Here is a 23,405-nt window from a genome sequence, read left to right as displayed (position 1 = left end):
GAGCGTGGTGGATCAGTTGCCGGCGGACGCGGTGACGCGCGCGGCGTGCGGAGCGGTGGTGCCGGCGTCGGCGTCGCCGCGGCCCCAGTCGGCGTACTCCGCGCCGCCGCGGCGGCCCGGAGCGGTCTCCGGCATGAAGAACAGGGCGACGATGCTGACCAGGATCAGCGCCGCGACGTACACGGCGACCCAGGTGTAGGAGCCGTCGCCGGCGATCAGGAGCGCGGCCGCCACGACGGTGAACGGTCCGCTGGCGATCATCGAGCCGAACTGCCAGACGACCGAGACGCCGCTGTAGCGGGCGCGGGCGGGGAACAGTTCGGGGAAGTACGAGGCCTGCGGCGCGTAGGTGCCCGCGTGGCCCAGCGCGAGGCCGGCGATCAGCAGGACGACGATCACGGCCATGTTCCCGGTCTCGATCGCCTTGAACGCCGGGACGACCAGCGCCAGGTTGAGGACCGCGGCGGTGAAGTAGACCGGCTTGCGGCCCACCTTGTCGGTGAGGCGGCCGAGCAGCGGGATGGCGAGCAGCTCGCAGGCGATGGCTATCAGCACGGAGTTGAGCACCAGGCCGGAGTCGACGCCGTGTTCCTTGGCGTAGGTGACCAGGAAGACGGTGTAGAAGGGGAAGACCGCGGCCTCGACGAACTTGGTGAACAGACCGCCGAACAGCTCGCGCTTGTGGTTGCGGGCGAGCAGCTTGAGCGGCGCGGTCTGGTGCGTGCTCTGCTGCTTCTTGGCCTCCTGGAAGGTCTCCGACTCGTTGACCTTGAGCCGGATGAAGACGCCGATGGCGACGACCAGGATGCTCAGCAGGAACGGCACCCGCCAGCCCCAGGAGAGGAACGCCTCCTCGGAGAGCTGGGTGGTGAGCAGGGCGAACAGACCGGTGGGGATGAGGTACGCGGCCGGCGAGCCGAGCTGGACGAAGCTGGCGAGGAAGCCTCGTTTGCCGGGCGGTGCCGCCTCGGCGGTGAGGAGGACGGCGCCGCCCTGCTCGCCTCCGACGCCGAAGCCCTGGATGAGGCGGACCAGGACCAGGATGGCCGCGGCCCACATGCCGATCTGCTCGTAGGTGGGCAGCAGGCCGACCACGAAGGTGCCGAGCCCGGTCAGCAGCAGGGTGAAGACCAGGGCCTTCTTCCGCCCGACGCGGTCACCGATGTGCCCCCACACCAGGCCGCCCAGGGGACGGGCGAAGAAGCCGACGGCGTAGGTCGAGAACGCGGCGAGGGTGCCCACGGTGGGGTCGACCTCGGGGAAGAACACCTTGTTGAAGGCGAGCGCCGAAGCGGTGCCGTAGATGAAGAAGTCGTAGTACTCGGCGACGGTGCCGACCACCGAGGCACCGACGGTCCGGCGCACGTTCTTGGACGTCGGCGGCGCTGGGGACGCCGTGGCGGGGGTGTTGCTCATCTGCCTGCCTCCTTGCAGGGGAAAGGCCGCTGGGACGGGGATGGAGGGGGATCGAGGGGAGATCCACCCGAGTCCCTGCGGCCCCTGGTTCGTCGGCTACCATACAAGTACGTCAGACAAGGTCAAGTGGGGGAGGGCACGCGATGGTCTCGGCCAACGGGTTGCACGCGGCGCGAGCACGAGGGCGTAACACGAGGCAGCTCGTGTACGAACTGCTGCGTACGCGGATCGTGGGACTGGAGCTGCGCCCGGGCGCGGCGCTGTCGGAGAACGATCTGGCGGCCGAGCTCGGCGTGAGCCGCACGCCGGTCCGCGAGAGCCTGATACTGCTCGGCGAGGAGGGCCTGGTGGACGTGTATCCGCAGCTGGGCACCTTCGTGTCGCGGATCCGGCCGCAGGCAGTGGTCTCGGCCCAGTTCGTCCGTGAGGCCCTGGAGCTGGCCGCCCTGCGCGACGGTGTGGCGCAGGCCGGTGAACGCGACGTCCTGGAGCTGCGGGCGCTGCTCGCCGGGCAGGCGGAGGCCGACCGGCGCGGCGACCCGGAGACGTTCTTCCGTCTCGACGAGGAGTTCCACGCCCGGCTGATGGCGGTCGGCGGGCACGGCGACGCCTGGTCGGTGGTGGGGCACGCCAAGGCCCACCTGGACCGGGCGCGGCGGCTGTCGCTCCCCCTGGAGGACCGGATCCCCCTGCTGGTCCAGCAGCACACCGACGTGGTCGACGCCCTGGAGCGGGGGGACGCGGGCGGCGCCGAGACGGCGCTCCGCGGCCACCTGCGGCAGGTCTTCGCCGACGTCGAGACCATCCGCGACCGCCACCCCGAACTGTTCGGCGGCGACGACACAGCGCCGCCCCGCCGGCAGCCCCGTACGAAGGAGCACCGATGAGCATCCCCCTGAGTCCGATCCTCCTGGAGAGCCGCGTGATCGCGGTGCTGCGCGCCGCGGACGCGTCGTTCCTGCGGCCGGCGGCGGAAGTGCTGGCCGAGGAGGGCGTGCGCAGCTTCGAGGTGACGCTGACCACCGCCGGCGGCGTGGCCGCGATCGCCGACCTGGCCGGTGCCCTCGGGCCGGACGCCGAGGTGGGCGCGGGCACCGTGCTCTCGGTGGAGGACCTGGACGCCGTGCTGGCGGCCGGGGCGCGGTACGTGGTCACGCCGCACACCGATCCCGAGCTGATCCGCGCGGCGGTGCACAGGGGCGTGCCGATCGTGCCGGGCGGGCTCACGCCGACCGAGCTGCGCACCGGCTGGGCCGCCGGGGCGAGCGCTGTGAAGCTGTTCCCGGCCTCCGCGGTCGGGCCGCGGTACGTGAAGGACCTGCACGGACCGTTCCCGGCGATGCCGGTCATCCCGTCCGGCGGCGTGGACCGGGCGAGTGCCGGCGAGTGGATCCGGGTCGGGTGCCCTGCCGTGAGCATGGGCGGCCCGCTGCTCGGTGACGCCCTGGCCGGCGGTGACCTCGGTGAGCTGCGGGTTCGGGCGCGGGAGGTCGTGAAGAGCGTGACCGAGGCCGCCGCGGAGGTGTCCGGTGGCTGAGGTCGTCACCCTCGGGGAGACCATGGCCCTGCTCGCGCCCGAGCGGGTCGGCGCCCTCGCCCATGTGCCGGGGATGAGCCTGGGCATCGGCGGGGCGGAGAGCAACGTGGCGGTCGGCCTGCGCCGGCTGGGCGTGTCGGCGGCCTGGATCGGGCGGGTCGGGGACGACCCGTTCGGGCAGCGGGTGCTGCGCGAGCTGCGCGGCGAGGACCTGGACGTGCGGGCCCTGGTGGACGCGGACGCGCCGACCGGGCTGATGGTGAAGGAGCGGCGCACGGCGCGGACGGCCGGTGTCTGGTACTACCGCGCGGGCAGCGCCGGGTCCCGGCTCTCCCCCGCTGACGTGCCGGCCGAGGTGTTCCGGGACGCGCGGCTGCTGCACGTCACCGGCATCACCCCGGCCCTGTCGGCGTCGGCCGCGGAGGCCGTGCGGCATGCCGTGGCGGTCGCCCGGGAGCACGGTCTGACGGTCTCCTTCGACGTCAACCTCCGCACCAAGCTGTGGAGCCCGGCCGAGGCCGCGGAAGGGCTGGCCTGGCTGGTCCGGGAGGCGGACGTGGTGTTCGCCGGGCCGGAGGAGGCCGAGCTGTTCGTGGCCGCGGACGACGATCCGCTGGAGGTCGCCGCCTCGCTGTGCGCGCTGGGACCGTCGCAGGCGATCGTGAAGCTGGGTGCGGACGGGTGCGCCGCGGTCGCCGACGGCGAACGCGTGCGGATGCCCGCGCTGCGGGTGGACGCGGTGGACACGGTGGGCGCGGGCGACGCCTTCGTGGCCGGTTACCTCGCCGAACTCCTCGCGGGCGAACCGCTGGTGGAACGGCTCCGGACGGCGTCGGCGACGGGGGCGTTCGCCTGCACCGTCCCGGGCGACTGGGAGGGACTGCCGACCCGGCGCGAGCTGGGGCTGCTGACGGCCTCGGAGAACGTCTCGCGCTGAGGCGTCCCGGTTGCCGCGGCGCCTCCCGCCCCGTCGGCCGGCCGGCCGGTCCGGTCCCGGCCCGCCGACGGGGCGGTCGCCGGCACCCGGGGCCCGGCCTGCGGGGCCCCGGCCTCCGAGGCCCCGGGCCGCTCCGCACCTTGCTCCTCGCCGGCACCGCGTGCCCGCGCGGTGGTGGGGGCGAGCGCATGGAGGGTCTCGGCGTCACGGACCTGCCGGTCCAGGGCCGCCACGACGCCCCACGCCGCAGAGTCGTCGGCGGGGAAGGGGGTCCCTCGCACCGGTGTCGGCCGACCGGGCGCACGGGAACTCCTCGTCGGAGCCGACGTCGTCCCCTGTCCGCGGTGCCACGGTCTCATCCATGGTCCTCCTCCTTCGTGGGTCCGGTGCGCGGCCGGTCGGGCTCGGGCACCCGGAGGGCGATCAGCACGGCACCCGCGGCCAGCGCGGCACCGGCGAGGGCGGTGCCGCGGGGCCCGGTGTGGGCGATGGCGAGGCTGCCGAGGGACGAGCCCAGGGCGATACCGATGTTGTAGGCGATCGAGTTCCCCGCGGATGCCGTGTCCGTGCTGCCCGGCGCGAACTCCATGACACGGTTCTGCAGGGCCGGAGTCAGAGCACCCATGGCGAGCCCGGTGAGCACGAGGGTGGTCCCGGCAGCCACCGGGTCGGTCCCGAGGGCGAACATGCCGATCAACGTGGCTGCCAGGAGGGCGGCCGGCAGCAGCACCGCGAGCCGCTGGTTCCGGTCGGAGAGAATGCCCCCGACCGCGATCCCGCCGAAGTCGGCCAGCCCACGGGCGACCAGCAACGGGCCCAGCAGCACGGCCGGCATGCCGGCGACCGCGGTGACGAACGTGGAGGTGTACGTGAAGACGGCGAAGAATCCCGCCACCGAGAGCGCGGTGGTGGCGAGCACCAGCATGTACCGCCGGGCGTCGGGTGACGTGCCGCGTCCGGCGTGCTCGTGATGTGCCGGAGTGGTCGGCATGGCCACGGCCAGGACGAGGAACGCGAGGAGACCCAGTCCCGCCAGGGCGAGGAACGTCACCCGCCAGCCGGCCTGCTGCCCCAGCCAGGTCCCCGCGGGAACGCCCAGCATCGGGCCGAGCGAGCCGCCGGTGAACACGACGGCGGTCACCCGTCCCCGTACGCGCACCGGAAACATCCCTGCGGCGACCGGAGCCACGACAGCCCAGAAGACAGCCTGGCTGAGCGCGGTCGACAACCGGGCGGCGAACAGCAGGCCGTATCCGGGCGAGAGGCCGGACACGGCGGTGGCCGCCGTCAGCAGTGCCACGAGCCCGAGCAGCAGTGGTCTGCGGGGCGCCCGCGCCACCACCCGGGCCAGCGGCAGCGAGACGACCACGACCGTGACCCCGTACCCGGTCACCAGCAGGCCGATGTGGGAGGACGGCACGCCCAGGTCTGCGGACATCACCGACAGCAGGCCCACCGGCATGGTCTCGACCGAGACGAAGCAGAACGCCGCGACCGCGAGGGCCACGAGCGCCGACGCCGGCCGCTTCCCGAAGTCCGCCCGTTCCTTCATGTCAGTACCTCGATTGCCGCGACCCTCGCGAACGCCTCGACGGCGGCATCAAGGGGCGCGGGAGTCCGGGGGCGGCCGTCCGTGCCATCCCGGCGCCCCGCAAGAAGGTCGCACCCACACCCCGTCATGTCCACGCAACCCAGCCCACAGAGAGCTCGCCGAGACGACATCCACCGTCAACTCCGTTGCTGTAGTACCCAGTTGGCTCGCTAATGCAGACGAAGCTCCTGGTGCGCGGGGTCACGACGAGGCCGCCAGGCGCTGCCGGTGCCGGCACGCCTACGCCTGGGGCACACCTACGCGCAGACGTCTGTCAGCGCCTCGGTCCGTCCGTCGTTCGAGGCACGGGGCCTCAGGTAGGCCCCCTCGTCGACCCCACCACACCGGAGGTCTTCGCGATCAGGGCCTCGGCCGCGTCGACAAACGCTTGTGGGCACTACACCTGGGTCGTACCTCGGCAGGGCGACGCGGACAAGGGGCTCTCAGGGGCGGTTTTCGGCCCCCACAACGGCTCCGGCGAGGAACGATCGCACCGTCATGGTGGAGGCACGCACACCTGCGGCCAAAACTATGGTGTCCCACCACATGTGCGCTTGACCTGGGCCTTTCTACGTTGTGCCGACACGTAGACGTCCCCATCCCACATCTGGAAGTGGTCACCATGGCTTCATCGGCAGCCGCGCCCCCGACGCCGAACAGCTTGAAGAAGATCGTCGCCGCGAGCCTCATCGGCACCACCATCGAGTGGTACGACTTCTTCCTCTACGGCTCGGCCGCCGCGCTGGTGTTCAACACCTTGTTCTTCCCGGACGAGGACCCGCTGGTGGGTACGCTGCTGGCGTTCCTCACCTACGCGGTCGGCTTCCTGGCCCGCCCGTTGGGCGCCCTGGTGTTCGGTCACTACGGCGACCGGCTGGGCCGCAAGAAGCTGCTGGTGATCAGTCTGCTGATGATGGGTGGCGCGACCTTCGCCATCGGCCTGCTGCCGACCCACGCCACCATCGGCAGTGTGGCGCCGGTCCTGCTGACGGTGCTGCGTCTGGTGCAGGGCTTCGCCCTCGGCGGCGAGTGGGGCGGCGCGGTGCTGCTGGTGTCGGAGCACGGCGACCCGAAGCGGCGTGGATTCTGGGCCTCGTGGCCGCAGACCGGCGCCCCGGCCGGTCAGCTGCTGGCCACCGGTGTACTGGCACTGCTGACCGCCACACTCTCGGAGAGCGCCTTCAACTCGTGGGGCTGGCGCATACCGTTCCTGCTCTCCGGCCTGCTGGTGGTCGTCGGCCTGTGGATCCGCCTGTCGGTCGACGAGTCGCCCGTCTTCAAGCAGGCGCTGGCCGCCGCCGAGGCCCGCAAGGCCGAGGGCACGGCCGAGAAGCTTCCGCTGGTCGCCGTCTTCCGGTACCACTGGAAGGACATCCTGATCGCGATGGGCGCGCGGATGGCGGAGAACATCTCGTTCTACGTGATCACCGCGTTCATCCTGGTGTACGCCGTCGAGGCGGCCGAGATGTCCAAGCAGACCGCGCTGAACGCGGTGCTGGTCGGCTCCGCGATCCACTTCTGCGCGGTGCCGGCCTGGGGCGCGCTCTCCGACCGCTGGGGCCGGCGCCCGGTCTACATGATCGGCGCGGCCGGCATCGGCCTGTGGGTGTTCCCGTTCTTCTGGCTGATCGACAAGGGCGGCTTCCTCTCCCTGCTGACCGCGGTCACGGTGGGCCTGGTCCTGCACGGCGCCATGTACGCCCCGCAGGCCGCGTTCTTCTCCGAGCTGTTCTCGACCCGGGTGCGCTACTCCGGCGCCTCCATCGGCGCCCAGTTCGCCTCGGTGGCCGCGGGCGCTCCGGCGCCGCTGATCGCGACCGCGCTGCTGTCGAGCTACGGCACCTCGACCCCGATCTCCCTGTACGTGATCGCCGCGGCGGTCATCACGCTGATCGCGGTGGCCGTGGCCAAGGAGACCCGTGACCGGGACCTGAACGACATCGAGGGCTCCAGCGCCTCCGCGGCCTCCCCGGCCGCCCCGGCCGCCCCGGCCCGGAGCGAGCAGGCGGTGTGACCCCCGGCCGGGGGCGGCACCGGCCGCCCCGGCCGCACACGTGAAGGCTCCGTACACCCTGGTGTACGGAGCCTTCACGCGTCGGAGCTCAGGAGGCGGGCACCGCGCCGGTCAGCCGCGCGGGGGCGAGGTCAGGCGCTGGAGGCGCAGCGCGAGCTGGATCTCCAGGGCCCGGTCGGGCCGCTGCCAGTCCTCGCCCAGCAGGCGGCCCACCCGCTCCAGCCGCTGCGCCACCGTGTTGACGTGGACGTGGAGTTCGTCCTTGGTGCGGGCAGGGCTCATCCCGCAGGCGAAGTAGGCGTCGAGGGTGCGTACCAGGTCGGTGCCGCGCCGCTCGTCGTAGTCGACGACCTCGCCGATCGTGCGGCCGACGAACCCGGAGATGTCCCGGTCCCCCGCGAGGAGCAGGCCGACGAAGCCGAAGTCCTCGGCCGCCGCGCCGTCACCGGTCCGGCCGAGGAGACGGAGGGCGTCCAGGCAGCGGCGGGCCTCCTGGTAGGCGACGGCCACCTGGTCCGGCCCCGACGACAGCACCTCCTGCGGCGCGGACGCCCCGACGGTGACCGCGTCGTGCACGGCGGTGCCGAGCCTGCGCGCGACGTCGCGGGCCAGGTCGGTGGCGGTGCGGCCGGGCGGCAGCGGGAGCAGCAGCACCGTGCCGCCGTCGCGGGCGGCAGCCAGGCCGTGGCGGGTGGAGGCCAGGTGCGAGGCGGCGGACCAGATCCGGCGGCGGGCCTCCGCCTCGGCGTCGCCGCCGGGCGCGGTGGCGTCCAGGCGGGCGGCGAGCACCACGTGGGTGACGTCGAGGTCGGCGTGCAGGCGGGCGGCGCGCATCCGCAGCAGCCGGGGGTCGTGGTCGCGGGCGTCGAGGAGGTCGTCCAGGAGTTCGCCGCGGACCCGCTGTTCGGCCTCGGCGGCGGACCGGCGGGCGAGCAGCAGCAGGGAGGTGACCATGGCGGCCCGCTCCAGGGTGCGCTGGTCGACGGGGTCGAGGACGGGGTGCCCGCGCAGCACCAGGGCGCCGAGGAGTTCGCCGCCGGCGGTGACGGCGGCGATCCAGTCGTCGCCGTGCGGCACGGCGTGGCCCTCGGCGCGGGACGCCTCCAGCGCCTCGGCGGGGACGGCGGTGATGTCGGCGTAGGCCACCGAGCCGCCGAGCACCTCCGAGACGGCGGCGGCGACGTCGTGCACCTGGCCGCCGCGGAGCACCAGCTCGGCGAGGCGGTCGTGGACCTCGGAGGCGCGTTCGATGACGGCGCTGCGGTCCTGGATGATCTCGTTGGCCCGCTCCAGTTCGGCGACGGCGGAGCGGGTCTCGGTGAGCAGGTTGGCGGTGTCGATGGCCGCCGCGGCGAGGGCGGCGAAGCTGCTGAGCAGGGCGATCTGGCCGCGTTCGAAGACGCGGGCGCGGCGGTCCGCGGCGAACAGCACGCCGATGACGTGGTCGCCGAGCATCAGCGGGACGCCGAGGATGGCGACCAGTCCCTCGTCGTGGACCCCGGCGTCGATCGTGCCCGTGTGCAGGAACCGCGCGTCCTTGAAGTAGTCCTGGGTGACGTAGGGCCGGGCCGTCTGGGCGACGAGACCGCCGAGTCCTTCGCCCATGCCGAGCCGCAGCTGCTGGAAGCGGGCGGCGACCGATCCGTCGGTGACCCGCATGTAGGTGTCGCCGCGGGCCGGGTCGTTGAGGGAGAGGTAGGCGACATCGGTGCCGAGGAGGGAGCGGGCGCGCTGGACTATGGCCCGCAGCACGGCGTCGAGGTCGCGGGGGCCGGCGAGGTCGTGGGCGGTGGCGAAGAGGGCGGAGAGCTCCTCCTCGCGGCGGCGCCGGCCCTCGAGTTCGGACCGGACCCGCAGGGCGAGGTCCCGGGCCCGGCGCAGCGCGGCGACCTCGGCCGGGGGCCGCCCCTCGGCGCGGGCCACGAGCACGGGGCGGTCGTAGGCGTCCGCGGAGGCCCCGCGGGCCAGCAGTTCCAGGTAGGGGGCCTCCACCCCGGCCGCGCCCTCGCCCACGACACCGGGCGCGGCGTTCCTCCCGGGCGCGGCATTCGCCCCGGGCGCGGAGCTCGCCCCCGGCGCGGCATCCATGCCCGAGGCAGCATCGGCGCCGTAGGCGACGTCCGCGCGGGAGGCGGGCACGGGGGCCGGCTCGACGGCCGGCGCCACCGCGGCACCCGACCCGGCAACCACGCCGGAGGCGGCAGCGTCCCCGCCGACGGCAGACGCCGGAACCGGCTCGACGACGGGCGCGTCCAGGGCTCCGGAGGCGGCGTTCCCGTCGGAGGCGGCCGCGTCCGTACCGGGGGCGGAGTCCCGGCCGCGAGCCGCGTCCGCGTCCGTGCCGGAGGCGGGGGCGACGGCCGGGGCCGCCCCGGTCCCGGAGGCGGGGGTGGGTCCGGTGCGCGGGCCGGGCGCGGAGGAGGAACCGGCGACGGCCGGGGCGCCGGGCGCGCCGGGCGGCGGGGCGTCGGCGGGCGCCCCGTCGGCCGGGCGTGGAGCGGGCGGTTCCGCGGACGGCCGGGCCGCCGGCGACGGCCCGCTCCGCAGGTGATCGTGGGACATGGGCACAGGATTCACCATGGCCGGGGCCCCGGGACACCCCTGTGGACGACGGCCGCTCGGGGCACGGGGCGGCGGGCGGTCCGCCGCCCCGCACGGACGGTCAGTGCGCGGTCCAGCCGCCGTCCATCACGTAGGAGGACCCGGTGATCGTGGCGGCGGCCGGGCCGCAGAGGAAGGCCACCGTCTCGGCGACCTCGGCGGGCTCGATCAGCCGCTTGACGGCGGTGTCACGCAGCAGGATCTCGGAGACCACCCGGTCCTCGGGGATGCCGTGCACCGCCGCCTGGTCGGTGATCTGCTTCTCGACCAGTGGTGTGCGCACATAGCCGGGGTTCACACAGTTGGAGGTGACGCCGTGGGGCGCGCCCTCCAGGGCCACCGTCTTGGACAGTCCTTCCAGCCCATGTTTGGCGGACACATACGCCGACTTGAAGGCGGAGGCGCGCAGCCCATGGACGGAGGACACATTGATGATGCGCCCCCAGCCCTGCCCGTACATGTGCGGCAGGGCGCCGCGGATCAGCCGGAACGGCGCCTCCAGCATCACCGTGAGCACGGTGTGGAAGACCTCGGGCGGGAACTCGTGCACCGGACGCACCAGCTGGATCCCCGCGTTGTTGACCAGCACGTCGACCCCCTCGGCGGCGCGCTCGGCGGCGTCCAGGTCGGTGAGGTCGAGGACCTGGGGTTCCACGGTCCCGTTCAGCCCGGCCACCTGCCCGGTGAGTTCCGCGAGGCCGTGTTCGTCACGGTCCACCGCCCGCACCGTGGCGCCCGCGGCGGCCAGCCGCAGCGTGCAGGCGCGCCCGATGCCGCCGGCGGCGCCGGTGACCAGGGCGGTGCGCCCGGAGAGGTCGGGCGAGGAGGGGTCGAGGGGGGTGTCGACGCCCCCACCGGGGTTGCTGGGCTGCTCGGTCATGGTCCGACCCTAGGCAGCGCCCCCCAGCCACCCCATGTGGTCAGCGCCCATACTTCCCGGTCAGCTCATAGGGTCGAACCATGTGGGGGCATCCGACAGCGCCTGCTTGATCCGGGTCAGCCCGAACTCGTCCAGTTCCGGCAGCGCGTCGACCGGGAACCAGGCCACGTCCAGCGACTCGTCGTCGTTCACGCGGGCCTCGCCGCCGACGGCGTGGCAGCGGAAGGTGATGTCCATGTACTGGCAGACGTCGCCGTTCTCGTACGTCACCGGCTGGAGCGCCTGCACGCTGAGCACCCGCTCCGGGACGCAGTGCACCGCGGTCTCCTCGAAGACCTCGCGCACCGCGCAGGCGGCGGGCTGCTCCCCCGGTTCCGGGATGCCTCCGATCACCGCCCAGCGACGCGTGTCGGCGCGGCGGTTGAGCAGGACGCGGCCCTGGCCGTCGAGGACGATCGCGGTGACGCCGGGCAGCCACAGGAGCTGCCGCCCGGCGCTGGCGCGGAGCGTGCGGATGAAGTCCGGGGTTGCCATGGTCCGACCCTATCGGTCCGTTCCGGCGCGCCTGGCCGACACGGTGCGCACGGCCCGCCACGTTCCGCCCGCGACGGCGAGCGCCACCAGCGCCCACTCGGGCAGGGTGCCCAGCGTCGTCGCCGGGGTGGCGGAGGACCGCAGCGGAACCTCCTGCACCAGCGTCCCGGGCACGAACATGCCGGTGCGTGCGGTCACCCGGCCGTCGGGCAGGATGATCGCGCTGACCCCGCTGGTCACCGGCACGGTCACCGTCCGGCCGTGTTCGACCGCCCGCACCCGCGACATGGCGAGCTGCTGATAGGTCATCTCGCTGCGCCCGAAGGTGGCGTTGTTGCTGGGCACCGAGAGGAGCTGCGCGCCGGCCTGCACGGTGTCGCGCACCGCCCAGTCGAAGGCCGCCTCGTAGCAGGTGACCAGCCCGACGCCGGTGCCGTTCATCCGGAAGACGCCCGGGGTGTCGCCGCGGCTGAAGTCCCGGTGGACCATGCCCGTCCAGGTCTCGTTGATCGCGCCGATCATGGGACGCAGCGGCAGGTACTCGCCGAACGGCTGCGTCTGCCGCTTGTCGTAGGTGTCGACCGGGCCCTTCTCGGGGTCCCAGAGGATCTGCTCGTTGTAGACCTTGCCGTCCCGCTCGACCACGCCCCCGACGGCGATGGGCACGCCGACGGCCTTGGCCGCCCGGTCGATGACCTCGGCGGCGTCGGCGTTGGCGAAGGGGTCGATGTCGGAGGAGTTCTCCGGCCAGAGCACCAGGTCGGGCCGCTTGGCCTCACCGGCGTCGATGCGCTCGGCGAGCCGTTCGGTCTCCCGGACGTGGTAATCGAGCACCGCACGCCGCTGGGCGTTGAAGTCGAGGCCCAGCCGGGGGACGTTCCCCTGGATCACGGCGACGGTGGCCGTACCGTCCTCGGCGCCCGCGTCCACCGCGGCCCGCGCGCCGAGCGCGGCGCCGAACGGCGCGAGCAGGCTCAGCAGCGCGGCGGCGACAGCCCCGCGGCGCACGACACCGGTTCGCCGCGCCGAGCGGGCCTGCCGGACGGCCTCGCAGAGTCCGAAGCCGCTCAGCACCACCGCGAAGCCGAGCAGCGGGGTGCCGCCGAGCGCGGCGAGCGGCAGGAGGACGCCGTCGGCCTGACCGAAGGCGACCTTGCCCCAGGGGAAGCCGCCGAAGGGGAAACGCGCCCGGACCGCCTCACCGGCGGTCCAGACCGCCGCGGCCCACAGGGGCCAGGCGGGCAGCCGGGAGACGGCGGCGATGCCGGCCGCGGTGAGCGCGAGGAAGACCGCCTCCACGGCGACCAGCGCCAGCCACGGTCCGGGCCCGACCTCGATACCGGTCCAGACCAGCAGCGGCAGCAGGAAGCCGAGGCCGAAGAGGTATCCGAGACCGAAGGCCGGCTTCCACCGGCGGCCGCGCAACGTCTGCCCCAGGACGGCGAAGGCGGGCAGGGCCAGCCACCACAGGGTGCGGGGCGGGAAGCTCGCGTAGAGCAGCAGGCCGGAGAGGGCGGCGGCCACGGCAGGCAGGAGACGGCGCGTCCAGGTCGCGGCCCGGCTGCGGGGCGCGGCCGGCTCGGTGGGCGGCTGGTCGCCCCCGGCTTCGGTGGGGAGTGCGGTCACGGTCACTGGTGGAGTCTAAGGCGCATGTCAGGGGCCAGGAACGGGCCGGGGACCGGCCGGGCGGGACGGCCGGGGAGGTCGTGCGCGGTCGCGCGGCGCAGGACGGGCCAAGGCCGTCGAAGACGGACAGCTCCGACCGTACCGGGGGCCGCCCGTCCCGATACCGCCGGCACCGGGTGACGTCGGTCTCGCCCTGACCGGCCCGTGGACGACCCGTGCCCCGCACGCCTGGCTCCGGCGGCGGCCCGGACACCCCGCGGCACCGGTACCCCCTGACCTCCGCAGCGCCCCGTCCCTCCGCCGGGACGCCACCGCGCCCTCATGCCCCGCGGCTCCCCGCATCGCGCCTTCCCGCACCGCGGCCTCACGCCTCCACGCACCGCGGCACCGCGGCACCGCGCCCGCGCCTTCACGCACCGCGGCCTCACGCCTTCATGCACCGCACCCCGCGCACCGCGGCGTCACGCCTCCACGCACCGCGGCGTCACGCCTTCACGCACCGCGGGCTTTGCGCCTTCACGCACCGCGGGCTTTGCGCACCGCGCCTTTGCACTTCGCGCGTTTGCGCGCCCCGTGCCCCTCAGGCCGCCAGACCGCGCCCGCACGGTGCCGGGTGCGGCGGCCGCAGGGCGTCGGGACCACCGTCCGGCGTTCCCGGCGCTCAGGCAGGGGACCGGCCGCGGCGACGACCTCCGCGGCGGACGGGCGCCACCCGGCGGCGGGGCCGGGGCTCCGGCGCCTCAGCGCGCCGCGCTGACCTCGCGGAGTCCGCGCCCCTCGGCGTAGGAGAGGGCGGCGTCCGTGAGGGTGGACTCGACGCCGTCGTGGAGCACGGTCAGGGTCGCGCCGCCGGGCGGCACCACGTCGCCCGGCGTCCCGCCGATGCGGCGCAGCGCCTGCGCGGCGACCGCGCCCGCCGACCCGAGCAGTCCGGGCCGGTGACCGGCGGCGCGCTCGAGGGCGTCACCGATCCGCTCGGCGACCAGTTCGTAGTGGGTGCAGCCGAGCACCACGGTGCGCACGTCCGCGGGCGTGAGCGCGGCCGCGGCGGCGACGGCCGCGTCCACGGCGGCCTGGTCGGCGTGCTCGACGGCGTCGGCGAGTCCGGGGCAGGGCACCTCGGTGACCTCGACGCCCGCGGCGAACTGCTCGATCAGCCCTCGCTGGTAGGGGCTGCCGGTGGTGGCGGGGGTGGCCCAGATGGCGACAGGGCCGCCGTCCCCGGCCGCGGGCTTGATCGCGGGGACCGTGCCGATGACGGGCAGGCCGGGCTCCAAACGCGCGCGGAGCGTGGGCAGCGCGTGGACCGACGCCGTGTTGCAGGCGACGATCAGGGCGTCCGGGCGGTGGGCCGCGGCGGCCTCGGCGACGGCGAGCGCCCGGCGGGCGAGGTCCTCGGGGGTCCGGGGTCCCCAAGGCATCCCGGCCGGGTCGGAGGAGAGGACGAGATCGGCGTCGGGCCTGAGCCGGCGTACCGCGGCGGCCGCGGCCAGCAGCCCGATTCCGGAGTCCATGAGCGCGATCTTCACTCGGTCACCATAGTCGATGGACACGGAACGGCCCGTTCCCTGGTGCACACTGCGGCGATGGGCGTCGTGGTGTGGATCTCCGTCGTGTCCCTCGCCGTCTGGCTCTGGCTGCTGCTCGGGCACGGCTTCTTCTGGCGCACCGACATACGGCTCCCGGCGCGGAGCGAACCGGCGGTGTGGCCGCGGGTGGCGATCGTGGTGCCGGCCCGCGACGAGGCGGCGGCACTCCCGGAAAGCCTGCCGTCGCTGCTGGCCCAGGACTATCCGGGCGAGGCCGAGATCCTGCTGGTGGACGACGGCAGTACGGACGGCACCGGCGCCCTGGCCGGGGAGCTGGCCCGCCGCCACGGCGGGCTGCCCCTGACCGTCACCTCTCCCGGCGAGCCGCCGGACGGCTGGACCGGCAAGCTCTGGGCGGTCCGGCACGGCACGGAGACGGCCCGGCTGCGCGCACCGGAGTTCCTGCTGCTGACCGACGCGGACATCGCGCACGCCCCGGACAGCCTGCGAGCCCTGGTGTCGGCCGCGGTCACCGGTGGGTACGACGCGGTGTCGCTGATGGCCCGGCTGCGGGTGCGGGGCGTCTGGGAGCGGCTGGTGGTGCCGGCCTTCGTCTACTTCTTCGCCCAGCTCTACCCCTTCCGCCGGGTCGCCAGGCCGGGGGCCCGGACCGCCGCGGCCGCCGGCGGCTGTGTGCTGCTGCGCACCGCGGCGGCCGTGGCGGCGGGGGTGCCGGAGGCCGTCCGGGAGGCGGTGATCGACGACGTGGCGCTGGCGCGCGCCGTGAAACGGCGGTCGCCCTCCGCGCGGATCTGGCTCGGCCTGGCCGACGGCGTGGTCAGCGTGCGCCCGTATCCGCGGTTGCGGGACCTGTGGCGGATGGTGGCGCGCAGCGCCTACGCACAGCTGCGGCACAGTCCGCCGCTGCTGGCGGGCACGGTGCTCGGACTGTTCCTGGTCTACCTGGCGCCGCCGGTGGCCCTGGCCGCGGGCCTGGCGGCCGGCCGCCCCCTCGCGGCGGTGTGCGGCGGTGCGGCCTGGGCGGTGATGGCGGGAAGTTACGTGCCGATGCTGCGGTACCACCGGCAGCCGTCCTGGGCGGCGGTGCTGTTGCCGTTCACCGCGTTCCTCTACACCCTCATGACCGTGGACTCGGCGGTGCGCCATCACCGGGGTGTGGGCGCGGCCTGGAAGGGCCGTACCTACGGCCGCCCCGGGACGGCGTCCTTCACCCGTTCGCCGAAGGCTCCGGACGGCCGAACGGACCCTTCGGCGCAGGAGGCCTGACGGGCCACCACGGGGCCCTCCGAAACTGCCGTTGACCGTCGGTAACCTGTCCGATACAGGCGCCCATACACGATTCGTGATGGACAGAAGGAGTCTTTTTGCCAAATTAGCTCGAATTGGGTATCCAACATCACCGCCGACACGGAAAACAACCTTCTTATCCGTCTCCCCAACGACCACATCGTGGGCTTAACTTATGGGTATGACCTCCCCCCGCTCCCCTTACGGTGGCGGCTATTCAGCCGCGTTCCCGGACACCCCGATCTACGACTCCCTGGTCGCCGAGCGGGGTACCCCTCAGATCGCCCCGATCCGCGTGCCGCCCATGTACGACACGCCGTCGTACGACACCCGCCCCTCCTACGACCACGGAGGCGGCCACCTCCCGGCGCTGCCCGCGCTGCCGTCGGGTCCGTCGTACCAGCCGCCCGCACCGCAGCCGCCCATGCCGTCCTACGGCTACCCGCAGGCGCAGCCGGCGCTGCCGGCGGTCCACGCCGCGCTGCCGCCGGCGCCCTCCCCGGTCCCGGCGCCGTACATCCCGCAGCAGGCCACCTCCGGCTCGCGCGGGTACCCGGCGCCGCAGCAGCCCCGTCCGGCGCCGCACCCGGGCACCGGGTACGAGGCGATGCGCCCGGCCGCCGCGCGTCCGGCCCCCGCCCCGGCTCCGGCGCCGCAGGCCCCGTACAACGGGTCGTACGGCCAGCAGGCTCCGTACAACGGGTCGTACGGGCAGCCCGCGCAGGGCTACCAGTCGCAGTACAGCCCGCAGGAGTACCGGGGCTACTGACCGGCGCACGACCGGTCGGTGCCCGATGGCACGATGACCGCATGGGGAAAGCGGAAATCCATTCGATCCACGTACATCCGGTCAAGGCCTTCCGGGGCCAGGCGCCCCGGGAGGCACTGGTCGAGCCCTGGGGTCTGGCCGGTGACCGGCGCTGGGCGCTGATCGACGACGGGGGAAAGGTCGTCACCCAGCGCCAGCAGCCCCGCCTCGCGACAGCCGCCGCCGAGCTCCGGCCCGGCGGCGTCCGTCTGTCCGCGCCCGGCATGGAGCCGCTCACCGTGTCCGTGCCCGACCCGGGCACGTCGGACACCGCGGAGGCGGACGTCTTCGGTACCCGCGTCCGCGCGGTGCTCGCCGACGCGGCGGCGCACGCCTGGTGCCGCGCCTTCCTGGACGCTCCCGTGCGCCTGGTGCACATGGACGACCCCGCGGTCCGCCGTCCGGTCGACCCCGCGTACGCCCTGCCCGGCGAGACCGTCTCCTTCGCGGACGGCTACCCGCTGCTGGTGACCTCGCTCGCCTCGCTGGACGCCCTCAACGCGCTGATCGCCGACGGCGACCACGCCGAGGAGGGCCCGCTGCCGATGAACCGGTTCCGCCCCAGCCTGGTGGTGGACGGCTTCGAGGCGTGGGCCGAGGACGGCTGGAGCAGGGTGTCGGCCGGCGGCGTCCACTTCCGGGTCGCCAAGCCGTGCGGGCGGTGCGTGGTGACCACGACGGACCAGGAGTCCGCCCGGCGCGGCCGGGAGCCACTGGTGAGCCTGGGCCGCCACCGGCGCTTCGGATCGCGCGTGGTCTTCGGGCAGTACCTCGTGCCGCTGACGAGCGGTGCCGTCCGGGTCGGGGACCCGGTCACGGTCCTGGAGTGACGCCGCCCGCCGCCCGTCCGCCCGGTGCCGCCGAAAGGGTGAGGTCCCTCTCTTTCCCGGCGCACGGCGCGTGAACGGACGACGGCAGGGCTATCACAGAAGCGGAAAGGGGGGAGCGCCGGTGGGGGCGATCCGTGGAATCTGGCGCTGGCGGGGGAATCCGCTGCGGCGCACGACCGATCTGGTCGAGGCATGGGCGGCTCTGGTCGCCCTGCTGCTCATGGTGTTCGGCGCGCCGCTGGCCGGCCTCCTCGCCGGCTCCGTCGCGCACGACACGCTGACGCGTACGGCCGGCCGCCAGCACGCGGCCCGGCACCGCGTGACGGCGACGGTGCTGGACACCTCGACGGTCGTCGTCCCGGTCTCCGCCGACGCCGGGACGGCGACGGAACGCGACGGCCGCCGGCGCGTGTTCGCCGCGTGGACCGCGCCCGACGGCACGCAACGGCGTGCGCACACCTGGACGAACCTGCGGAACCCGGAACCCGGCCGGCGGTTCACCGTGTGGACCGACACCCGGGGCAGGCCGGTCGCCCGCCCGCTCGACGCGGGCGAGATCGCCCTGCAGGCGGGCCTGGCCGGGATCGGCGCGGCCCTGCTGACCACGGCGATCGCCGAGTCGGCGCGACGGGTGACGCTCCGGCAGCTGACGCTGCGCCGCTACGAGCGGCTGGACCGGGCGTGGGAGCGGGCCGGACCCGACTGGGGCCGGGCCGGTACCGGAAGCTGATCACGATCGTTCACCGGGCAACCCACCGTCCACGCGCGCGCTACGGTGGTGCGGCCGACACGTTCGGCCCAATCCGCTACATCCCGTGTACGACGAGGTGGGGACAGAAAAGCACCATGGCACAGGGCACGGTCCAGGTGACGCACACCGGCACGTCGCGGTGGCGTCGCCGCACGGGTGAGTACCCCTCGCTCGCCTCGGCCCTGGAGGCCGCCGGCGACGGGGACGTGCTCACCGTCTCCCCCGGCACCTACCGGGAGAACCTCCTCGTACAGCGGGCGGTGACACTGCGAGGGCCCGAGGGACAGCCGGGAGCCGTGCGCATCGCTCCCGTCGACGGCGTGCCGCTGACGGTGCGTGGCTCCGCCGTGGTGCAGGGCCTGCACCTGGAGGGGCAGGACTCCTCGGCTCCGGCACTGCTGGTGGAGGAGGGCGCCCCCGAGATCTCCGACATCCGCGTGATGACCCGGTCCGCGGCCGGGATCGAGGTGCGGGGCTCGGCCCGGCCCACGGTGCGCCGCTGCTCCGTCGACAACCCGGCGGGCGTGGGCATCGCCGTCGCGGACACCGCGGGCGGGGTCTTCGAGGAGTGCGAGGTGGCCGCGGCCGGTCAGGCCGGCGTGTCGGTGCACGGCGGGGCACGCCCGCGGCTGGAGCGCTGCCGGGTGCACCACGCCTCCGGTCCCGGTCTGAGCGTCACCGGGGAGGGCTCCTTCGTCGAGGCGGTGGGCTGCGAGATCTTCGAGGTGCGCGGCAGCGGCGTGCAGATCACCGGGCGGGCCACCGGCCAGCTCACCGACTGCGCCGTGCACCGCACCTCGGGGGACGGCGTCACGCTGGACACCGACGCGGTGCTCACCCTGGCGGACTGCCGGATCCACGACATCCCCGAGAACGCGATGGACCTGCGGTCGCGTTCGGTGCTGACGCTGACCCGCACCAGCGTGCGGCGGTTCGGGCGCAACGGGCTGTCGGTGTGGGACCCAGGGACCCGCGTCGACGCCCACGAGTGCGAGATCTTCGACTCGACCGGCGACTACCCGGCGGTCTGGGTGAGCGACGGCGCCACCGCCGTGCTGGACTCCTGCCGGGTGCACGACGTGCCCGACGCGCTGTTCGTACTGGACCGCGGGTCGCGGGCGGACGTCGTGGACAGCGACCTGAGCCAGGTCCGCAACACGGCCGTCTCGGTCAGCGACGGCGCGACGGCCCAACTGGACGACTGCCGCATCAAGGACGCCGCCACCGGCGCCTGGTTCCGTGACCACGGCAGCGGGGGCACGCTCGCCAACTGCTCGCTGGACGGCACCCAGACGGGCGTGATCGTCACCAAGGGGGCCGACCCGACGGTGGAGCGGTGCACGGTCGACGGGCCGGCCGAGGCGGGGTTCTACGTGTCGGCGGGAGGCCGCGGCACCTTCGTCGGCTGCAAGGTGACCGGCAGCGGCGGGTACGGCTTCCACGTCCTCGACGGCTGCCGCACCACGCTGCGCAGGTGCCGCACCGAGCGCTGCGCGCGGGGCGGTTACGAGTTCGCGGAGGCGGGCGCGGGCGGCGCGGGCGGCCCCGACGTGGAGGACTGCACCGGCGACGAGAGCCTCGCCGGCGGCTCCTCCCTCACCGCCGGGTCGCCCGCCGCCGACGGCCCGGTGCTGACCGCCCCGGCGCAGGTCGGCACGGGCGGGCTGCTGGGTTCGGTGCCCGCGCCGCGCGCGGAGACGCCGGCCGGTGCGGCGGACGACGCCGCCCGCGCGGCCCGGGCGCGTGAGCCGCGGGAGGTGCTGGGCGCGCTCGACGCCCTGGTGGGACTGGAGAGCGTCAAGCGGGAGGTGCGGGCGCTCACCGACATGATCGAGGTGGGCCGGCGCCGTCAGGAGGCGGGCCTCAAGGCGGCCTCGGTGCGGCGTCATCTCGTCTTCACCGGCTCCCCCGGCACCGGCAAGACGACGGTGGCCCGGCTCTACGGGGAGATCCTGGCCTCGCTGGACGTGCTGGAGAAGGGCCATCTGGTCGAGGTGTCCCGCGTCGACCTGGTCGGCGAGCACATCGGCTCCACCGCGATCCGCACCCAGGAGGCGTTCGAACGGGCGAGGGGCGGTGTGCTCTTCATCGACGAGGCGTACGCGCTCTCGCCGGAGGACTCGGGCCGGGACTTCGGCCGGGAGGCCATCGACACGCTGGTCAAGCTGATGGAGGACCACCGGGACGCCGTGGTGGTGATCGTCGCCGGCTACACCGAGGAGATGGAGCGCTTCCTGTCCGTCAACCCCGGTGTCGCCTCCCGTTTCTCGCGGACCATCAGGTTCGGCGACTACGGGCCGGACGAGCTCCTGCGGATCGTGGAGCAGCAGGCCGAGGAGCACGAGTACCGGCTGGCGGACGGCACGGGCGAGGCGTTGCTGAAGTACTTCGCGGAGATCCCCAAGGGACCCGCGTTCGGCAACGGACGCACCGCCCGCCAGACGTTCGAGGCGATGGTGGAGCGGCACGCCGGCCGGGTGGCGCAGCTTCCCGACGCGAGCACCGAGGCGCTGACCCTGCTCTATCCGGAGGACCTGCCGGAGCTGGACTGAGGGGTGTCCTGCCCGTCGCCCCCCTGGCGGGGCGCGGGCAGGCCGTCCGGCAGCCGGGCCAGCAACGCCGCGCGTTCCTCGGCGAAGACGGGGTCGGCCTGGTAGTCGCCGTGGCCGAGCACCGGCGAGGGCAGCGGGTGGGCGGGGGTGCGGCCCAGGGAGAGCGGGTCCTTGAGGGGTTCCCGGTCGACCGGGGGGCAGGGCGGGCGCCCCGAGGCGGTGGCGTCGTCCGCGTCGCCGACGAGGACCGGCCCGCCTATCGGGTCGGTGCGGCGGTGCAGGTTGCGCCAGCAGTCGACCTCCTGGTGCAGGCGGCGCAGCGCCTCGGGTCCGAAGTGGGCGGGGAACCAGCGTCCGTAGAGCCGTTCCAGCGGGGACCCGTAGGTGAGCAGGGCGACCCGGGCACGCACCGGGGAGGGCAGTTGCCAGGCGGCCGCTGCGGCCAGGACGCTGCCCTGTGAGTGCCCGGAGAGGACCAGGCGTCCGCCGGTGGAGGCGGTCCAGGTCGCCATCCGCCAGGTCAGGTCGGGCACGGCCCGCTCGGCGTAGCAGGGCGGCGCGAAGGGGTGGGCCGCGCGAGGCCAGAAGGTGCCGACGTCCCAGAGGATGCCGATGGTGCGGCGCGCGGAGGCGTCCCGGTAGGCGCGGCGGCCGAAGGTGACGAAGAGTATGAAGCCCAGCCCGATCAGCCAGGAGCCGATGGCCTGCGCCACCTCGGCGAGGCCGGCGACGGCCACCGGCGCGCCCTCGGCGGCGTCGGCGGGGGCGCGCCCGGTGCCGAGGGCGCCGGTCAGCGCCCCGGCTCCCAGCAGGAAGGTGACGACGGCGACGACGCCGACGAGCAGCGGCGCCCGGTCGGTGAGCGCGGCGAGCACGCGGACCCGGGCGACGCCGCGCACCCGCACCGGGTCGTGGGGTTCGCCGGGGTGGTCGCGCAGCACCCCGGGGATCTCTCCGCGGACGGACCGCCAGGCCCGGTGGGCGAGGACGACGACCAGCACGAGCACCACGGCCAGCAGGACGGGGATGGCGGAGGCCTGCCAGGTCAGGACCACCGGAGGACCGGCCAGGGTGCCGCTGCGGCCGTCGAGCCAGTCGGCGACCCGTTGGGCGACGCCGCCGGACATCACCCCGCCGAGGGCGCAGGCCAGCAGGGCGACGGCGGGGCCGGCCAGGCCGCGCAGGGCGGCGCGGGCGTCGGGGTGGGAGCGGTGCAGGGCGCGGGCGACGGCGGCCAGCGCGACCACCAGCACACCCTGGGCGAGGGAGATCGCCCCGAAGACGGCGTCGCCGGCCGGCGGTCCGGCCGATTTCCAGCCGGGCCGGGACCAGCAGGCGTACACCACGGCGAGGAGCAGCAGGGACGCGGAGCCGAGCGGCAGGGCGCGCTGGAGGCGGGCGTCCAGCGCGTGGTCGACGCGGCGTTCGCTGCGGCCCCTGCGGCACACCACCCAGACCACGGAGAGGGCGGCGGCGGCGAGCGCGGCCTCCAGCAGCCTGCCGGTCAGGTCCAGGAGGGCCGGGCCGCCCTCGGCGCGGTCGTGACGTGCCGCGGCGGCGGCCACCGCCGCGGCGACGGTGATCAGCGCGGCGGCGGTGTGCGCGGCGCGCAGCCGGGCGACCAGGCGGCGCCCGTACCAGAAGCCGGGCCGGCCCAGCGGCGCGTCGTCGCCGTACTCGTCCGGCCCGGTGCCGGTCAGCGGCTGCTGCGACTCGTAGGCGCTCCAGGTGCGGTGCGAGAGGTACCAGAGCAGCGTCGTCAGCGCGGTGGGGACGACGGCGGCGAGGGCCAGCCGGCGGCCGGGCGCGCTCCACCAGCCGTCGGTGAGGAACTCCAGCCAGGAGTGGGCGCTGACGCAGGCCGGGGTGCCGGCGCACTGCCAGGCGGTGAGGTCGAGGGCGACCTCGCAGGCGGCGGCGACCAGCAGCACGGTGAGGCTGAGGCCGGCGAGGCGCACCAGCGTGCCGTGGAGGCGGACGGCTCGGCCGTCGCCCCGGGCGGCGGGGCGCATCCAGTGGGCCAGGTTGACGACCATGAAGGGCAGCAGCAGGAGCCACAGGGCGCGGCTGCCGTTGCCGGAGGTCAGGTTGCACCAGACGTACGCCTCCTGGACGGGTGCGGCGGAGGCTCCGTCCCCCGTGTCCGCGCCGCCGGTGCCGCGGGCACGCCCGGCCCGTTCGGCGTCCACGTCGTCGGCGCGCCGGAACACGGCCGCGATGCCGTCGCCGGTGACGCGCACCGTCCGCGGGTCGTCGAGCATCTCCGCCGGGGTGGTGCCGCCCACCCCGTGGACGAGCAGTTCCAGCGTGGGCCCGCCGGCCGGCGGGTTCTGTGCCTGCGGCGCCGGCGCGACCGGCGTGCCCTGTTCAGATACCACGTGTCTCGCTCCCCCGTGCGTTCGATGTCCGCGGCTTCGGCTTCCGGTCCGCCCTCCCGGACCGCCCGGCATTCGAACATGTGATGCGGTCCTCCGCCCGTGGGATCTCCGTT

The 23,405-nt window shown here is 74.6% G+C and carries 17 protein-coding genes; 9 read left to right on the top strand and 8 right to left on the bottom strand.

The genetic code is table 11. The features are described 5' to 3' along the window. Positions 1 to 12: 12 nt before the first annotated feature. On the bottom strand, positions 13 to 1,416 hold the full coding sequence (locus tag GBN72_RS16710; RefSeq protein ID WP_151772573.1) for an MFS transporter: 1,404 nt from the start codon (positions 1,414 to 1,416) through the stop codon (positions 13 to 15). 203 nt (positions 1,417 to 1,619) lie between these two features. Between GBN72_RS16710 and GBN72_RS16705 the strand changes: the two genes are divergently transcribed. Genes GBN72_RS16705 through GBN72_RS16695 form a run of 3 tightly spaced genes read left to right on the top strand, consistent with a single transcriptional unit; the run spans position 1,620 to position 3,890 of the window. After that, the gene (locus GBN72_RS16705) at positions 1,620 to 2,303 is read left to right on the top strand and encodes a GntR family transcriptional regulator (RefSeq protein WP_246212550.1); all 684 of its coding nucleotides are present in this window, start codon (positions 1,620 to 1,622) and stop codon (positions 2,301 to 2,303) included. Then, entirely contained in the window at positions 2,300 to 2,953 is a 654-nt protein-coding gene (locus GBN72_RS16700; protein WP_218042058.1) for a bifunctional 4-hydroxy-2-oxoglutarate aldolase/2-dehydro-3-deoxy-phosphogluconate aldolase, read from the top strand. Before GBN72_RS16705 ends, GBN72_RS16700 begins: the two co-directional genes overlap by 4 nt. After that, a complete protein-coding gene (locus tag GBN72_RS16695) occupies positions 2,946 to 3,890 on the top strand; it encodes a sugar kinase (protein WP_151772571.1) in 945 nt (314 codons plus the stop codon). Before GBN72_RS16700 ends, GBN72_RS16695 begins: the two co-directional genes overlap by 8 nt. A 355-nt stretch (positions 3,891 to 4,245) precedes the next feature. Here the strand turns inward: GBN72_RS16695 and GBN72_RS16690 are convergent, their stop codons facing one another. After that, on the bottom strand, positions 4,246 to 5,442 hold the full coding sequence (locus tag GBN72_RS16690; RefSeq protein WP_151772570.1) for an MFS transporter: 1,197 nt from the start codon (positions 5,440 to 5,442) through the stop codon (positions 4,246 to 4,248). A gap of 661 nt (positions 5,443 to 6,103) precedes the next feature. Here GBN72_RS16690 and GBN72_RS16685 point away from each other — a divergent pair. Beyond that, entirely contained in the window at positions 6,104 to 7,495 is a 1,392-nt protein-coding gene (locus tag GBN72_RS16685) for an MFS transporter (RefSeq protein ID WP_174887146.1), read from the top strand. A 111-nt stretch (positions 7,496 to 7,606) separates the two neighbouring features. Here the strand turns inward: GBN72_RS16685 and GBN72_RS16680 are convergent, their stop codons facing one another. From GBN72_RS16680 to GBN72_RS16660, 5 genes are all read right to left on the bottom strand, one after another. Beyond that, positions 7,607 to 9,583, bottom strand: coding sequence for a helix-turn-helix domain-containing protein (locus tag GBN72_RS16680; protein WP_151772693.1), 1,977 nt, complete (start codon positions 9,581 to 9,583; stop codon positions 7,607 to 7,609). A 574-nt stretch (positions 9,584 to 10,157) separates the two neighbouring features. Further along, on the bottom strand, positions 10,158 to 10,976 hold the full coding sequence (locus GBN72_RS16675) for a 3-hydroxybutyrate dehydrogenase (RefSeq protein WP_151772568.1): 819 nt from the start codon (positions 10,974 to 10,976) through the stop codon (positions 10,158 to 10,160). Between the two features lie 60 nt (positions 10,977 to 11,036). Beyond that, positions 11,037 to 11,510, bottom strand: coding sequence for an NUDIX hydrolase (locus GBN72_RS16670; protein ID WP_151772567.1), 474 nt, complete (start codon positions 11,508 to 11,510; stop codon positions 11,037 to 11,039). A gap of 9 nt (positions 11,511 to 11,519) precedes the next feature. Beyond that, positions 11,520 to 13,142 carry an apolipoprotein N-acyltransferase gene (lnt, locus tag GBN72_RS16665; RefSeq protein WP_439959774.1) on the bottom strand — a complete coding sequence of 541 codons (1,623 nt, stop codon included), beginning with the start codon at positions 13,140 to 13,142 and terminating at the stop codon, positions 11,520 to 11,522. A gap of 734 nt (positions 13,143 to 13,876) precedes the next feature. After that, positions 13,877 to 14,665: a glutamate racemase gene (locus tag GBN72_RS16660; protein WP_164540677.1), complete on the bottom strand. Its 789-nt coding sequence runs from the start codon at positions 14,663 to 14,665 to the stop codon at positions 13,877 to 13,879. Positions 14,666 to 14,722: 57 nt separating this feature from the next. Here GBN72_RS16660 and GBN72_RS16655 point away from each other — a divergent pair, with 57 nt between their 5' ends. From GBN72_RS16655 to GBN72_RS16635, 5 genes are all read left to right on the top strand, one after another. Next, the gene (locus GBN72_RS16655; protein ID WP_174887145.1) at positions 14,723 to 15,952 is read left to right on the top strand and encodes a glycosyltransferase; all 1,230 of its coding nucleotides are present in this window, start codon (positions 14,723 to 14,725) and stop codon (positions 15,950 to 15,952) included. Positions 15,953 to 16,154: 202 nt separating this feature from the next. Continuing rightward, on the top strand, positions 16,155 to 16,742 hold the full coding sequence (locus GBN72_RS16650) for a DUF6643 family protein (protein WP_246212548.1): 588 nt from the start codon (positions 16,155 to 16,157) through the stop codon (positions 16,740 to 16,742). Positions 16,743 to 16,783: 41 nt separating this feature from the next. Continuing rightward, positions 16,784 to 17,611 carry an MOSC domain-containing protein gene (locus GBN72_RS16645; RefSeq protein WP_151772565.1) on the top strand — a complete coding sequence of 276 codons (828 nt, stop codon included), beginning with the start codon at positions 16,784 to 16,786 and terminating at the stop codon, positions 17,609 to 17,611. Positions 17,612 to 17,732: 121 nt separating this feature from the next. Beyond that, the gene (locus GBN72_RS16640) at positions 17,733 to 18,341 is read left to right on the top strand and encodes an Rv1733c family protein (protein ID WP_151772564.1); all 609 of its coding nucleotides are present in this window, start codon (positions 17,733 to 17,735) and stop codon (positions 18,339 to 18,341) included. Positions 18,342 to 18,457: 116 nt separating this feature from the next. Further along, positions 18,458 to 20,914, top strand: a complete 2,457-nt coding sequence (locus GBN72_RS16635; RefSeq protein WP_151772563.1) for a right-handed parallel beta-helix repeat-containing protein — start codon at positions 18,458 to 18,460, stop codon at positions 20,912 to 20,914. Here GBN72_RS16635 and GBN72_RS16630 read toward each other — a convergent pair. Beyond that, positions 20,884 to 23,364, bottom strand: coding sequence for a hypothetical protein (locus GBN72_RS16630; RefSeq protein ID WP_439959773.1), 2,481 nt, complete (start codon positions 23,362 to 23,364; stop codon positions 20,884 to 20,886). The two genes, GBN72_RS16635 and GBN72_RS16630, sit on opposite strands and share 31 nt — an antisense overlap. Positions 23,365 to 23,405 lie beyond the last annotated feature (41 nt).

The organism is Streptomyces abyssomicinicus, assembly GCF_008974245.1.
Lineage (GTDB): Bacteria > Actinomycetota > Actinomycetes > Streptomycetales > Streptomycetaceae > Streptomyces > Streptomyces abyssomicinicus.
The sequence above is the reverse complement of the archived record's forward strand: the minus strand, read 5'-3'. Positions and strand labels throughout refer to the sequence as shown.

Bases quoted from the DNA above. Each gene is read 5' to 3' on its own strand.
- GBN72_RS16710 (WP_151772573.1), bottom strand. From the start codon at position 1,416: ATGAGCAACACCCCCGCCACGGCGTCCCCAGCGCCGCCGACGTCCAAG.
- GBN72_RS16700 (WP_218042058.1), top strand. From the start codon at position 2,300: ATGAGCATCCCCCTGAGTCCGATCCTCCTGGAGAGCCGCGTGATCGCG.
- GBN72_RS16690 (WP_151772570.1), bottom strand. From the start codon at position 5,442: ATGAAGGAACGGGCGGACTTCGGGAAGCGGCCGGCGTCGGCGCTCGTG.
- GBN72_RS16685 (WP_174887146.1), top strand. From the start codon at position 6,104: ATGGCTTCATCGGCAGCCGCGCCCCCGACGCCGAACAGCTTGAAGAAG.
- GBN72_RS16680 (WP_151772693.1), bottom strand. From the start codon at position 9,583: ATGGATGCCGCGCCGGGGGCGAGCTCCGCGCCCGGGGCGAATGCCGCG.
- GBN72_RS16675 (WP_151772568.1), bottom strand. From the start codon at position 10,976: ATGACCGAGCAGCCCAGCAACCCCGGTGGGGGCGTCGACACCCCCCTC.
- GBN72_RS16670 (WP_151772567.1), bottom strand. From the start codon at position 11,510: ATGGCAACCCCGGACTTCATCCGCACGCTCCGCGCCAGCGCCGGGCGG.
- GBN72_RS16655 (WP_174887145.1), top strand. From the start codon at position 14,723: ATGGGCGTCGTGGTGTGGATCTCCGTCGTGTCCCTCGCCGTCTGGCTC.
- GBN72_RS16650 (WP_246212548.1), top strand. From the start codon at position 16,155: ATGACCTCCCCCCGCTCCCCTTACGGTGGCGGCTATTCAGCCGCGTTC.
- GBN72_RS16645 (WP_151772565.1), top strand. From the start codon at position 16,784: ATGGGGAAAGCGGAAATCCATTCGATCCACGTACATCCGGTCAAGGCC.
- GBN72_RS16635 (WP_151772563.1), top strand. From the start codon at position 18,458: ATGGCACAGGGCACGGTCCAGGTGACGCACACCGGCACGTCGCGGTGG.
- GBN72_RS16630 (WP_439959773.1), bottom strand. From the start codon at position 23,364: ATGCCGGGCGGTCCGGGAGGGCGGACCGGAAGCCGAAGCCGCGGACAT.